The sequence below is a fragment of the Enterobacter sp. MGH 38 genome, assembly GCF_000492855.1.
Lineage (GTDB): Bacteria > Pseudomonadota > Gammaproteobacteria > Enterobacterales > Enterobacteriaceae > Enterobacter > Enterobacter hormaechei_C.
Genome location: NZ_KI535608.1, coordinates 2,004,376 through 2,017,917, shown reverse-complemented (window position 1 = coordinate 2,017,917; position 13,542 = coordinate 2,004,376). Strand labels below are relative to the sequence as shown.

10 protein-coding genes are annotated in these 13,542 nt (G+C 51.7%); all 10 read left to right on the top strand.

Annotated features, from left to right (window positions below; genetic code table 11):
- The first annotated feature begins 3 nt into the window (after window positions 1–3).
- The 10 genes from cpsB (at window position 4) to L384_RS0121395 (ending at window position 13,542) form a co-directional block, all read left to right on the top strand.
- On the top strand, window positions 4–1,440 hold the full coding sequence (cpsB, locus tag L384_RS02010; RefSeq protein ID WP_003863522.1) for a mannose-1-phosphate guanyltransferase: 1,437 nt from the start codon (window positions 4–6) through the stop codon (window positions 1,438–1,440).
- A 109-nt stretch (window positions 1,441–1,549) separates the two neighbouring features.
- The gene (gene cpsG / locus L384_RS02015) at window positions 1,550–2,920 is read left to right on the top strand and encodes a colanic acid biosynthesis phosphomannomutase CpsG (protein WP_022648631.1); all 1,371 of its coding nucleotides are present in this window, start codon (window positions 1,550–1,552) and stop codon (window positions 2,918–2,920) included.
- 128 nt (window positions 2,921–3,048) lie between these two features.
- Entirely contained in the window at window positions 3,049–4,443 is a 1,395-nt protein-coding gene (gene wcaJ / locus L384_RS02020; protein WP_003863525.1) for an undecaprenyl-phosphate glucose phosphotransferase, read from the top strand.
- 1 nt (window position 4,444) lies between these two features.
- The gene (wzxC, locus tag L384_RS02025) at window positions 4,445–5,923 is read left to right on the top strand and encodes a colanic acid undecaprenyl disphosphate flippase WzxC (protein ID WP_023324941.1); all 1,479 of its coding nucleotides are present in this window, start codon (window positions 4,445–4,447) and stop codon (window positions 5,921–5,923) included.
- Window positions 5,924–5,938: 15 nt separating this feature from the next.
- On the top strand, window positions 5,939–7,219 hold the full coding sequence (gene wcaK / locus L384_RS02030; protein WP_017383279.1) for a colanic acid biosynthesis pyruvyl transferase WcaK: 1,281 nt from the start codon (window positions 5,939–5,941) through the stop codon (window positions 7,217–7,219).
- Window positions 7,216–8,436 carry a colanic acid biosynthesis glycosyltransferase WcaL gene (wcaL, locus tag L384_RS02035; RefSeq protein WP_023324940.1) on the top strand — a complete coding sequence of 407 codons (1,221 nt, stop codon included), beginning with the start codon at window positions 7,216–7,218 and terminating at the stop codon, window positions 8,434–8,436. Before wcaK ends, wcaL begins: the two co-directional genes overlap by 4 nt.
- Window positions 8,437–8,448: 12 nt before the next feature.
- Complete coding sequence (gene wcaM / locus L384_RS02040) at window positions 8,449–9,840, top strand: colanic acid biosynthesis protein WcaM (protein WP_023324939.1); 1,392 nt, start codon at window positions 8,449–8,451, stop codon at window positions 9,838–9,840.
- A 174-nt stretch (window positions 9,841–10,014) separates the two neighbouring features.
- Window positions 10,015–10,908, top strand: coding sequence for a GalU regulator GalF (gene galF, locus L384_RS02045; protein ID WP_003863536.1), 894 nt, complete (start codon window positions 10,015–10,017; stop codon window positions 10,906–10,908).
- 640 nt (window positions 10,909–11,548) lie between these two features.
- A complete protein-coding gene (locus tag L384_RS02050) occupies window positions 11,549–12,367 on the top strand; it encodes a WzyE family oligosaccharide polymerase (RefSeq protein WP_003863578.1) in 819 nt (272 codons plus the stop codon).
- Window positions 12,364–13,542: a hypothetical protein gene (locus tag L384_RS0121395; RefSeq protein ID WP_022651475.1), complete on the top strand. Its 1,179-nt coding sequence runs from the start codon at window positions 12,364–12,366 to the stop codon at window positions 13,540–13,542. The genes L384_RS02050 and L384_RS0121395 overlap by 4 nt, the downstream gene beginning before the upstream one ends.

Here is a 13,542-nt window from a genome sequence, read left to right as displayed (position 1 = left end):
ATCATGAGTCAAACCACTTTGTATCCGGTCGTAATGGCGGGTGGATCCGGGAGCCGGTTGTGGCCACTGTCCCGCGTGCTTTATCCAAAACAATTTCTGTGCCTGAAAGGCGACCTCACCATGCTGCAAACGACGGTTAACCGTCTGCACGGCGTGGAGTGTGAAAGCCCGGTGGTGATCTGTAACGAGCAGCACCGCTTTATCGTTGCGGAGCAGCTGCGCCAGCTGAACAAACTGACCGAAAATATCATTCTGGAGCCTGCCGGACGCAACACGGCGCCTGCCATTGCCCTTGCGGCGCTGGCGGCAAAACGCAGCAGCCCGGACTGCGACCCGCTGATGCTGGTGCTGGCGGCTGACCACGTCATCCAGCAGGAAGAGGCCTTCCGCGACGCGGTACGCGCCGCGATTCCTTACGCTGAGAACGGCAAGCTGGTGACCTTCGGCATCGTGCCGGATCTCCCGGAAACCGGCTATGGCTACATTCGCCGCGGCAGCGTTACGCCTGGTGAAGGCGACAGCGTGGCCTTTGACGTGGCGCAGTTTGTCGAAAAACCGAATCTGGAAACCGCCCAGGCCTACGTGGCCAGCGGTGAATACTACTGGAACAGCGGTATGTTCCTGTTCCGCGCCGGTCGCTACCTGGAAGAGCTGGAAAAATACCGTCCGGATATCTTAAGCGCCTGCGAAAAAGCGATGGCGGTGGTGGATCCGGATCTCGATTTTATCCGCGTGGACGAAGAAGCCTTCCTCGCCTGTCCGGAAGAGTCCATTGACTATGCGGTGATGGAACGTACGGCAGATGCGGTAGTGGTACCGATGGATGCGGGCTGGAGCGACGTCGGCTCCTGGTCGTCACTGTGGGAGATCAGCGCGCATACCCCGGAGGGTAACGTCCATCACGGTGATGTGATCAGCCACAAAACGGAAAACAGCTACGTCTACGCCGAATCAGGCCTCGTCACTACGGTAGGGGTGAAGGATCTGGTGGTCGTGCAGACCAAAGACGCGGTGCTGATTGCCGACCGTAATGCCGTGCAGGACGTTAAAAAAGTGGTGGAGAAGATCAAGGCCGATGGCCGTCACGAACACCATATTCACCGTGAAGTCTACCGCCCGTGGGGCAAATATGACTCCATCGACGCCGGCGAGCGTTATCAGGTGAAACGCATCACCGTGAAGCCGGGAGAAGGGCTGTCGGTGCAGATGCACCATCACCGCGCCGAACACTGGGTGGTGGTGGCAGGGACCGCCAAAGTGACCATCGACGGTGAAGTGAAGCTGCTCGGTGAAAACGAGTCCATTTATATTCCGCTGGGCGCCACCCACTGTCTGGAAAACCCGGGGAAAATTCCGCTCGACTTAATTGAGGTGCGTTCCGGCTCCTATCTGGAAGAGGACGACATCATCCGCTTCCAGGATCGCTACGGGCGCGTGTAGCACTCCGCATCATGCCCGGTGGCGCTGCGCTTACCGGGCCTACGAATGAAAAAAATAAATTTGGCCATTACATGGTCAGGGCCAACTGTTGCCTGAAAAAGGGGTCATCATGGAAAAATTAACCTGTTTTAAAGCCTACGATATTCGCGGCAAGCTGGGCGAAGAGCTGAACGAAGACATTGCGTGGCGCATCGGCCGCGCGTACGGCGAATACCTGAAACCACAAACTATCGTGCTTGGCGGCGACGTGCGTCTGACAAGCGAATCCCTGAAGCTGGCGCTGGCGAAAGGGCTACAGGACGCGGGCGTCGATGTGCTGGACATTGGCCTTTCCGGTACCGAAGAGATCTATTTTGCCACATTCCACCTGGGCGTGGACGGCGGTATCGAAGTGACGGCCAGCCATAACCCGATGGACTACAACGGCATGAAGCTGGTGCGCAAGGGCGCGCGTCCTATCAGCGGCGACACCGGCCTGCGCGACGTGCAACGTCTGGCCGAGGCCAACGACTTCCCGCCGGTGAACGAAGCGAAGCGCGGCAGCTATAAGCAGATTAACCTGCAAAAAGAGTACATCGACCACCTGCTGGGCTACATCAATGTGGCAAACCTCAAACCGCTGAAGCTGGTGATTAACTCCGGCAACGGCGCGGCAGGCCCGGTTGTCGATGCACTTGAAGCCCGCTTTAAGGCGCTGAACGTGCCGGTGACCTTCGTCAAAGTGCACAACACGCCAGACGGCAACTTTCCGAACGGTATTCCTAACCCGCTGCTGCCGGAGTGCCGCGACGACACCCGCAACGCGGTGATTGAGCACGGCGCCGATATGGGTATCGCCTTTGACGGCGACTTCGACCGCTGCTTCCTGTTCGATGAGAAAGGGCAGTTTATCGAAGGCTACTACATCGTTGGCCTGCTGGCGGAAGCGTTCCTCGAGAAAAACCCGGGGGCGAAAATCATTCACGATCCGCGTCTTTCCTGGAACACCGTCGACGTGGTGAAGGCCGCGGGCGGCGAGCCGGTGATGTCCAAAACCGGCCACGCGTTTATCAAAGAGCGTATGCGTGAGGAAGACGCCATCTACGGCGGCGAGATGAGCGCCCACCACTATTTCCGTGATTTTGCCTACTGCGACAGCGGGATGATCCCGTGGCTGCTTGTGACCGAGCTGCTGTGCCTGAAAGGGCAGAGCCTGGGCGAACTGGTGCGCGACCGCATGGCGGCGTTCCCGGCCAGCGGGGAGATCAACAGCAAACTGGCACAGCCCGCTGAGGCCATTGCCCGCGTGGAACAGCACTTTGCCATTCATGCGCTGGAGATTGACCGTACCGACGGTATCAGCATGGCGTTCCCGCAGTGGCGCTTTAACCTGCGCTCGTCCAATACCGAGCCGGTGGTGCGCCTGAACGTGGAGTCCCGCGCTGACACCGCGCTGATGGAAGCCCGAACGAAGGACATTCTGGCGCTGTTGAATCAGTAAAAAGAAAACCTTACCCCTCACCCTAACCCTCTCCCCAAAGGGGAGAGGGAACTTGAACACCCTCTCCCCTTTGGGGAGAGGGCCGGGGTGAGGGGCGAGGGGTAAGGTTTAGAACTAAAGGAACAACGATGACAAATCTAAAAAAGCGCGAACGAGCGAGAACGAATGCATCGTTAATCTCTATGGTGCAGCGTTTTTCTGATATCACCATCATGGTCGGCGGACTGTGGGCGGTGTGTTGGGTCAGCGGGCAGTCGTTCTTATACATGCACTTGCTGATGGCGTTGATTGCGCTGGTGGTGTTTCAGATGATCGGCGGCATGACCGATTTCTATCGTTCATGGCGCGGCGTCAAAATGACCACCGAACTGATGCTGCTGCTCCAGAACTGGACCTTAAGCCTGATTTTCAGCGCAGGCCTGGTGGCGTTCAGCCATGATTTTGATAACCGTCTTGTGACCTATCTCTGCTGGTATCTGTTAACCAGCATTGGCATGGTGGTCTGCCGCTCGCTGATCCGCTTTGGCGCGGGCTGGCTGCGCAACCGCGGGTATAACCGTCGCTTCGTTGCCGTGGCGGGCGATCTGCCGGTGGGGCAGGTGTTGCTCGACAGCTTCCGCAAAGAGCCGTGGTTAGGTTTTGAAGTGGTCGGGATTTATCACGACGCGAAGCCCGGCGGCGTGCCGTCCGACTGGGCTGGTAACTACGAACAGCTTATTGACGATGCGAAAGCCGGCAAAATTCATAACGTCTACATCGCCATGCAGATGAAAGATGAATCCCGCATCAAGAAACTGATGCGCGAGCTGGCGGATACCACCTGCTCGGTGATCCTCATCCCGGATGTCTTCACCTTCAATATTCTCCACTCCCGTATTGAAGAGGTGAACGGGGTACCGGTTGTTCCGCTGTACGACACGCCGCTGTCGGGGATTAACCGCGTGCTGAAGCGCGTGGAAGATATCGTGCTTTCGTCCCTGATCCTGCTGCTCATCTCCCCGGTGCTGTGCTGCATTGCGCTGGCGGTAAAGCTCAGCTCGCCGGGGCCGATCATCTTCCGTCAGACCCGATACGGCATGGACGGTAAGCCGATCATGGTGTGGAAATTCCGCTCCATGAAGGTGATGGAGAACGACAAGGTGGTGACCCAGGCGACGCAGAACGATCCGCGAGTCACCCGTGTGGGCAACTTCCTGCGCCGTACCTCGCTCGATGAGCTGCCGCAGTTCATCAACGTGTTCACCGGCGGGATGTCCATCGTCGGGCCTCGTCCTCACGCCGTGGCCCATAACGAGCAGTACCGTACCCTGATTGAAGGCTACATGCTGCGCCATAAGGTGAAGCCGGGCATCACCGGCTGGGCGCAGATCAACGGCTGGCGCGGCGAGACCGATACGCTGGAAAAAATGGAAAAACGCATCGAGTTCGATCTGGAGTACATCCGCGAGTGGAGCCTCTGGTTCGATATCAAGATTGTTTTTCTGACCATTTTCAAAGGTTTCGTGAACAAAGCGGCGTACTAAGATGAGCTTACGAGAAAAAACCATCAGCGGTGCGAAATGGTCAGCCATGGCCACCATCGTCATCATTGGCCTCGGCCTGGTGCAGATGACGGTGCTGGCGCGCATTATCGATAATCACCAGTTTGGTCTGCTGACCGTCTCGCTGGTGATTATCGCCCTGGCCGATACGCTGTCGGACTTTGGTATCGCCAACTCCATTATCCAGCGCAAAGAGATCAGCCATCTGGAGCTGACCACCCTCTACTGGCTGAACGTCGGGCTGGGTATCTTCGTTTTTGTGCTGGTGTTCCTGCTGAGCGATGTGATTGCCGGCGTGCTGCATAACCCGGACCTGGCGCCGCTGATGCGCACCCTGTCGTTCGCTTTCGTGGTGATCCCGCACGGGCAGCAGTTCCGCGCGCTGATGCAGAAAGAGCTGGAGTTCAACAAAATCGGCATGATTGAGACCAGCGCCGTGCTGGCGGGCTTTACCTTCACCGTGGTCAGCGCCCATTTCTGGCCGCTGGCGATGACCGCCATCCTCGGCTACCTCGTTAACTCTGCCGTGCGCACGCTGCTGTTCGGCTTCTTTGGCCGTAGGATTTATCGCCCGGGGCTGCATTTTTCGCTGGCGTCTGTTTCATCCAACCTGCGCTTCGGCGCGTGGCTGACGGCAGACAGCATTATCAACTACGTAAATACTAACCTCTCCACGCTGGTGCTGGCGCGCATTCTGGGCGCGAGCGTCGCGGGTGGCTACAACCTGGCGTATAACGTCGCGGTTGTCCCGCCGATGAAGCTCAACCCGATTATTACCCGCGTCCTGTTCCCGGCGTTCGCCAAAATTCAGGACGATACCGAAAAGCTGCGCGTGAACTTTTACAAGCTGCTCTCCGTGGTGGGGATCATCAACTTCCCGGTCCTGCTGGGGCTGATGGTGGTCGCCAGCAATTTCGTACCGCTGGTGTTTGGCGAGAAGTGGAACAGCATCATCCCAATCCTGCAACTGCTGTGCGTCGTGGGGCTGCTGCGCTCGGTGGGGAACCCGATTGGTTCTCTGCTGATGGCAAAGGCGCGCGTGGATATCAGCTTCAAGTTCAACGTGTTTAAAACCTTCCTGTTTATTCCGGCAATTATTGTGGGCGGGCACATGGCGGGTGCCATTGGCGTGACGCTCGGCTTCCTGCTGGTGCAAATCGTCAATACCGTGCTGAGCTACTTCGTGATGATCAAACCGGTGCTGGGCTCCAGCTACCGTCAGTACATCCTCAGCCTGTGGCTGCCGTTTTATCTCTCCTTGCCGACGCTTGCGGTGAGCTACGGCCTGGGCGTGGTGCTCAACGGGCATCTGCCGCTGGCGGCGCTGCTTGCGGTGCAGGTCGCGGCAGGCGCGCTGGCGTTCGGCGTGATGATTGTGCTGTCACGCAATGCGCTGGTGGTCGAGATGAAGCGCCAGTTTTGCCGTAACGAAAAAATGAAAACGCTGCTTCGCGCAGGCTAATTTTACGAGGCCATTATGAAATTACTTATTCTTGGCAACCATACCTGCGGCAACCGTGGCGACAGCGCCATCCTGCGCGGTTTACTGGATGCAATTAACACTCTTAAGCCTGAGACAGAAGTGGATGTGATGAGCCGTTATCCGGTCAGCTCATCCTGGTTACTGAACCGCCCGGTGATGGGCGACCCGCTCTACAGCCAGATGAAACAGCACAACAACGCCGCGGGCGTGATGGGGCGCGTGAAGAAAGTCCTGCGTCGCCGCTATCAGCATCAGGTGCTGCTTTCTCGCGTAACCGACACCGGCAAGCTGCGCAACATCGCCATCGCGCAGGGCTTTACCGATTTTGTGCGTCTGCTGTCCGGCTATGACGCCATTATTCAGGTGGGCGGTTCGTTCTTCGTCGATCTCTACGGCGTGCCGCAGTTTGAGCATGCGCTTTGTACCTTCATGGCGAAAAAGCCGCTGTTTATGATTGGCCACAGCGTCGGGCCATTCCAGGATCCGCAGTTTAACCAGCTGGCGAACTATGTCTTCGGCCACTGCGACGCGCTGATCCTGCGTGAATCGGTCAGCCTCGACATGATGAAGCGCAGCGAAATCGACACCACCAAAGTGGAGCACGGTGTAGACACCGCCTGGCTGGTGGATCATCAGGATGACAGCTTCCAGGCCAGCTACGCGGTACAGCACTGGCTGGACGTGGCGGCAAAGCAGAAAACCGTCGCCATTACCCTGCGTGAACTTGCGCCGTTCGATAAACGCCTCGGCACGACCCAGGCGGCGTACGAGAAAGCCTTTGCCGACGTGGTGAACCGCGTGCTGGACAGCGGTTACCAGGTGCTGGCGCTCTCCACCTGTACCGGTATCGACAGCTACAACAAAGATGACCGTATGGTGGCGCTCAACCTGCGCAACCTGGTGAACGATCCGTCCCGCTATCACGTGGTGATGGACGAGCTAAACGATCTTGAGATGGGCAAGCTGCTCTCCGCCTGCGACCTGACCGTGGGCACGCGTCTGCACTCAGCCATTATCTCGATGAACTTCGGCACGCCAGCCATCGCCATTAACTACGAGCACAAGTCCGCGGGCATTATGCAGCAGCTCGGTATGCCGGAAATGGCCGTTGATATTCGTCATCTGCTGGACGGATCGCTGGGTGCGATGGTGGGGGACACGCTCGGCCAGCTGCCTGCGATCAACGAACGTCTGGCGATAGCGGTAAAAGCCGAACGCGAAAAAGGTATTGGCATGGTGAAATCCGTACTCGACCGCGTCCGGGAGGGGAAATGAAGGTTGGTTTCTTCTTACTGAAATTTCCGCTGTCGTCTGAAACTTTTGTGCTGAACCAAATCACCGCGTTTATCGATATGGGGTATGACGTGGAGATTATCGCCCTGCAAAAGGGCGATACGCAAAACACCCATGCGGCGTATACCCGGTATGGGCTGGAGGCAAAAACCCGCTGGTTGCAGGATGAACCCGCCGGACGGATGAACAAATTGCGCCATCGCGCCGGACAGACGCTGCGCGGCCTGCATCGCGCCTCGACGTGGCGGGCGCTGAATATGTCGCGCTATGGGGCGGAGGCCCGCAACCTGATCTTATCCGCCATTTGCGGGCAAACGGCCCAGCCGTACCGGGCAGATGTCTTTATCGCCCACTTTGGCCCGGCGGGCGTAACGGCGGCAAAACTGCGTGAGCTGGGGGTGATTGACGGCAAAATCGCGACCATTTTCCACGGTATCGACATCTCCAGCCGGGAAGTGCTGAACCACTACACGCCGGAATATCAGCAGCTGTTTCGCCGTGGCGACATGATGCTGCCGATAAGCAACCTGTGGGCCGGGCGCCTGAAAACCATGGGGTGCCCGAGCGAGAAAATCACCGTTTCACGCATGGGCGTGGACATGGAACGCTTCACCCAGCGACCGGTCAAGGTGCCGGGCAAGCCGCTGCAAATTATCTCTGTTGCCCGCCTGACCGAAAAGAAAGGGCTGCACGTAGCCATCGAAGCCTGTCGCCAGCTGAAGGCGCGTGGTGTGGACTTCCACTACCGCATCCTGGGTATCGGGCCGTGGGAGCGTCGCCTGCGCACGCTGATTGAACAGTATCAGCTGGAAGACGTGGTCGAGATGCCGGGCTTCAAGCCGAGCCACGAAGTGAAAGCCATGCTTGATGACGCGGATGTGTTCCTGCTGCCTTCCGTAACCGGCGCCGACGGCGATATGGAAGGCATTCCCGTGGCGCTGATGGAGGCGATGGCGGTCGGCATTCCGGTGGTCTCGACCCTGCACAGCGGGATCCCGGAGCTGATCACCTCTGAGCATTCCGGCTGGCTGGTCCCTGAAAACAATGCGCTGGCGCTGGCGGATCGTCTGGCTGCGTTCAGTGATATCGATCAGCAGACGCTGATCCCTGTGCTGCAAAATGCGCGGCAAAAAGTTGAAGCAGAATTCAATCAGCAGGTGATTAATCGCCAGTTAGCGAGCCTGCTGCAAACGCTGTAACGCTGAGGTTGTATGCTGAAAAAGATTACCCGACGCCGATTTGTCTCTTCTTTATCCGTCCTGGCTGCCATGCCGCTGCTGTCACCCCGCGCTGCGCGGGCGGCGACCGGGAAGACGGTTTCTGTCGATCGCTACAACAATAACGACTGGATCGCCGCCTTTAAGCAGGCATTTACCGAGGGCGATACCGTTGTTGTTCCCGCCGGGTTAACCTGTGAAAACATCAATACCGGCATTTTCATTCCTGATGGCAAAACCCTGCTGATCCGCGGTGCGCTGAAGGGCAACGGCCGCGGGCGGTTTGTGCTCCAGGAAGGCTGCAAGGTCATTGGGGAAGGAGAGGGGCGCACGCATAACATTACGCTGGACGTGCGTGGCTCCGACTGTGTCATTAAAGGGCTGGCGATGAGCGGCTTCGGCCCCGTCACCCAGATCTACATCGGCGGTAAAAAGCCGAGAGTGATGCGTAACCTGCTTATCGATCGCATTGCCGTGAGTCAGGCCAACTACGCCATTCTGCGCCAGGGTTTCCATAATCAGGTGGACGGTGCGCGCATTACCAACAGCAAATTCAGCCATTTGCAGGGTGACGCGATTGAGTGGAACGTGGCGATTAACGACCGTAACATCCTGATCTCTGACCACGTGATCGATAACATCAACTGCACAAACGGCAAGATCAACTGGGGCATAGGCATTGGGCTGGCTGGCAGCACGTACGACAATGACTATCCGGAACAGCAGACCGTTAAAAACTTCGTGGTGGCGAATATCACCGGCAGCAACTGTCGGCAGCTGGTGCATGTCGAAAACGGTAAACACTTTGTGATCCGTAATATCAAGGCCAGCAATATTACTCCCGACTTCAGTAAAAAGGCCGGAATTGATAACGCAACGGTAGCTATTTATGGCTGTGATAATTTCGTTATCGATAATATCGATATGGTGAACAGCGCCGGAATGTTAATCGGGTATGGCGTGATCAAGGGCGATTATCTGTCGATACCGCAAAACTTCAAACTTAACGATATTCTCCTGGATAACCGACAGCTTGCCTATAAGCTGCGCGGGATACAGATTTCCTCCGGCAATGCCACCTCGTTTGTTGCCATCACCAATGTCAACATGCAGCGGGCAACGCTTGAGCTGCATAACAAACCCCAGCACCTTTTCTTACGTAATATCAACGTGATGCAGGAATCAGCGACGGGGCCAGCGCTTAAGATGAACTTCGACTTGCGCAAAGACGTGCGCGGGAAGTTTATGGCCAAAAAAGAGACGCTGTTGTCGCTTGCGAACATAAAAGCGGTTAATGAAAAGGGGCAGAGTTCGGTGGATATTGATCGGGTCGATCAACACGTGGTGAATACGGAACGGTTGAATTTTGCGCTGCCGCACAGGTAATCGCACAGACTATTTTGCGACTATTCCTGGAACAGAATCGCGATCTATTCAGATTACAACTACTGTAATTTGTGGTGGGGTGACCTAAGATTACTTCATATTTACGGCAAAACATGCTGGCGAAAACAGGTTTAAAAGCTATAATTCGTCAACCATTTTAAGGTGGAAGAAATAATGATTAATTTGAAAGCAGTCATACCGGTAGCGGGTTTGGGCATGCATATGTTGCCCGCCACAAAGGCCATTCCTAAAGAGATGCTGCCGATCGTTGACAAGCCGATGATTCAGTACATCGTCGACGAGATTGTTGCTGCGGGGATCAAAGAAATCGTTCTGGTGACGCACTCTTCGAAGAATGCCGTTGAGAACCACTTCGACACCTCTTATGAACTCGAAGCGCTGCTTGAGCAGCGCGTTAAGCGTCAGCTTCTGGCAGAAGTTCAGTCTATCTGTCCTCCTGGCGTGACCATCATGAACGTGCGTCAGGCGCAGCCGCTGGGTCTGGGCCACTCAATCCTCTGCGCGCGCCCGGTGGTGGGTGATAACCCGTTCATCGTGGTTCTGCCGGACATCATTATTGATACCGCTTCCGCCGATCCGCTGCGTTACAACCTGGCGGCAATGGTTGCTCGCTTCAACGAGACGGGCCGCAGCCAGGTGCTGGCGAAACGTATGAAGGGCGATCTCTCCGAGTATTCTGTTATTCAGACTAAAGAGCCACTGGAGACAGAAGGGCAGGTGAGCCGGATCGTTGAGTTTATCGAAAAACCCGATCAGCCGCAGACTCTGGACTCTGACCTGATGGCAGTCGGCCGTTATGTGCTGAATGCGGATATCTGGGCTGAGCTGGAAAAAACCGAGCCGGGTGCCTGGGACCGTATCCAGTTGACCGATGCGATTGCCGAGCTGGGGAAAAAGCAGTCCGTTGATGCCATGCTCATGACCGGCGACAGCTATGACTGCGGTAAGAAAATGGGGTATATGCAGGCGTTTGTGAACTATGGCCTGCGTAACCTGAAGGAAGGGGCGAAGTTCAGAGAAACTGTAGTCAAGTTGCTTTCCTCGTAATAATTTGTTAGAGCTAAAATTTGATTGTTATTTAAGCTAATAGTTCTATGAAAGGAACCATTAGTATCATAATGTAGCACTGGCTGAAGTTTAGCCAGTGCGGTAGCGTGCCTACTAATTATAGTTTTATATTAAAATCTGAGTAAAAAATGATCAGCTGTGGTCATTTATTTGAGTGACCAGTTCGATATAGTTTCTAAGTTACAATAATCCAAGTACTCAAAATGTTAACACTAGGGTTGGTTTTTTTATCTGTTTGATTTTTTTAAGGACAAAAAATAGTAATTACAGTATTTACTACATTTGTTATATTTCTTTTTTTATAATATGTCATTTCGTGTATTTTATAAGCAAGGATGGTTTTTTAGACATTAATTTGAATGACTCAGAGTGGCAAGCTTTTTGGCAAACTGTCATATTATTATTAGTGACAGTTGTAACCTATCGTTTTGCATCTGTCATTATCAAAATTGGTCCACCTCAAATCAATATTCTTAAATTTAATGTAGGCCATCGGTTTCTTCTTTTGTTATATTCAATTGGAGTTGTTATTTACACTCTGCAAAATGGAATCGCACTTGGACTGTCTTATAATGAACGCTTGACTGCAAATACAGGCGGAGGTTGATCCATCATATTAATGTACGCATATATACCGGCAATGATTTTAGCATATATAAGTATGCCTAACAGAAAAAATCTATTTCTTTGTCTTTGCTTGAGTACATTATGTGGCATTATATACTATATTGTTATTGGCGGTTCCCGAAACGTATTAGCGGCAGGTGTGTTTTCTTTAGTTTATCTGGCACTTTTATATAAGAATATAAACAAGAAACAACTCTTTTTGGCACTGGCCATAGGGGTTATGACATTGATGCTCCTGGAGTTATATCGTTATGTAAATAATTTTTCTGACGCATTAGATTTTATCTTCAATGGAGGAGTCCAGGTCATCTTATTTGCGTTTGAGTCTTTTTCCCCTATGCATGCAGTATTGAATATAAATGATGCATTAACAAAGAATTATTTCGAGATTCAATATGCGACCACTTTCTTAAATGAATTTTCGATAATTATTCCTAGGTTTTTATGGGAAGGGAAACCTATCAATGTTTACAATAACGGCTATTTTTACACAGCCGAAATATTAGGCTTAGATACAAATCTGACAATGTCACCTACTTTCTTAGGAAGTTGTTTGATTATGTTTGGGCAGACGTTCTATTGGATTGGCGGTATACTATGCGGTTTAATTATTTTTATATTTGATAAAATAATATCGTCTTCAAAAACACGCTACATGAAACTATTATTGTTAAGTAGTATTGGATATCTGTTCTTCTGGGTGCAGGACGGATTTGAAGTATATTGCTATGTCTTGATAAAGTTCGGGATAATAATGATGATTATGTATGCTTTTAATTCATTTATGAGTTCGTTGATTATAAAAAGATGAATAGAATAAACTTAATTTTCTCAATGATTGTTAGCGATAAATTTTGGTCACTGCTTTTTACGGTTTTGCCTGGTGTAAATAGAGTGGTGTTGTTCTTTATCGTATCGCACGTAGTTACAACACATACTTTTGCGCTTTTCTCTTCCGTATATTCTATCGCTGTTATCATATCAATGATTGGTGGAGTTGGTGTTGGAACAGTAATATTAAAAAATAATACCGAATTTGGTATGCTGGGCTTCGTTAAAGCTACAATAATTGGTTTCGTGACTAGCCTATGCTCAGCGCTAATTATTTTATTTTTCTTTAAAGATCTTTTATCATCAAGTTGGCTAGGTTTAATTATTTTATCTGTTGGTTTGATTATGAATCAAATACTCAGATATATGATCGTCCTGAACAAAAACTTTAAAATAGGTGCATTAAACGAATTAGTCCTTATGTTGCCATCTTTAATTTTTTTGATGATGAGTCGAATGGACTTGATTTCTATTTTAGGAATAATGTATATCATACAATCGTTACTCATTGTTCTAATTTTTTTCAAGAATTCAAATAACCCTAAACTGAGTTCCTTCAAAGGAACTTTTTATATAGGTAACTCCAATCTTATCTCTTCAGGTATTCTATATTTCCTACCAATGATTGCGTTTTCATTGTCTGGAGCGGAGATAACGTCAATCATCTCCCTAATGGTTACAGCTGCTGGGATAATTACTGTCTTTCCAAGAGCTATGCTAAATTTGAAAGTAAAGGATTTTCATTTAATACTGTTAAATAATAAAGATGAATATCATGAGCAATCAAGAACTTTCAAAAAACAGATACTATATATAATGATGTTGGGATTCGTTGCTATGATCAGCTATGTTTACATCGCTGCTAAAGACGCTTCTACTATTGAGATTTTGATCGTAGGTTTATGTATATTTTCATTTATCTCCGTTGGCCAATATTCAATTATTGAATCGACATTGATAAATCTTGTCGGAAAAGAAAAACTATCATTATTATTAAATGCTATTACGTTTACAATTTTTATCATTATGTATTACGTAATGCATAAATTTATTTCGTTCCCACCTTTAATAGCTATTGTTATTTTAAGTGGTACAGTGCTTATGGCTTACTATGTAAGATATTTTATTATGAAGAAAGTATTGGCGGAGGTCTAA

What these genes read in the sequence shown, in the direction of transcription:
- wcaM (WP_023324939.1), top strand. Translation starts at nt 8,449, where the DNA reads ATGCTGAAAAAGATTACCCGACGCCGATTTGTCTCTTCTTTATCCGTC.
- L384_RS0121395 (WP_022651475.1), top strand. Translation starts at nt 12,364, where the DNA reads ATGAATAGAATAAACTTAATTTTCTCAATGATTGTTAGCGATAAATTT.
- wcaL (WP_023324940.1), top strand. Translation starts at nt 7,216, where the DNA reads ATGAAGGTTGGTTTCTTCTTACTGAAATTTCCGCTGTCGTCTGAAACT.
- cpsG (WP_022648631.1), top strand. Translation starts at nt 1,550, where the DNA reads ATGGAAAAATTAACCTGTTTTAAAGCCTACGATATTCGCGGCAAGCTG.
- cpsB (WP_003863522.1), top strand. Translation starts at nt 4, where the DNA reads ATGAGTCAAACCACTTTGTATCCGGTCGTAATGGCGGGTGGATCCGGG.
- wzxC (WP_023324941.1), top strand. Translation starts at nt 4,445, where the DNA reads ATGAGCTTACGAGAAAAAACCATCAGCGGTGCGAAATGGTCAGCCATG.
- L384_RS02050 (WP_003863578.1), top strand. Translation starts at nt 11,549, where the DNA reads ATGTACGCATATATACCGGCAATGATTTTAGCATATATAAGTATGCCT.
- wcaJ (WP_003863525.1), top strand. Translation starts at nt 3,049, where the DNA reads ATGACAAATCTAAAAAAGCGCGAACGAGCGAGAACGAATGCATCGTTA.
- galF (WP_003863536.1), top strand. Translation starts at nt 10,015, where the DNA reads ATGATTAATTTGAAAGCAGTCATACCGGTAGCGGGTTTGGGCATGCAT.
- wcaK (WP_017383279.1), top strand. Translation starts at nt 5,939, where the DNA reads ATGAAATTACTTATTCTTGGCAACCATACCTGCGGCAACCGTGGCGAC.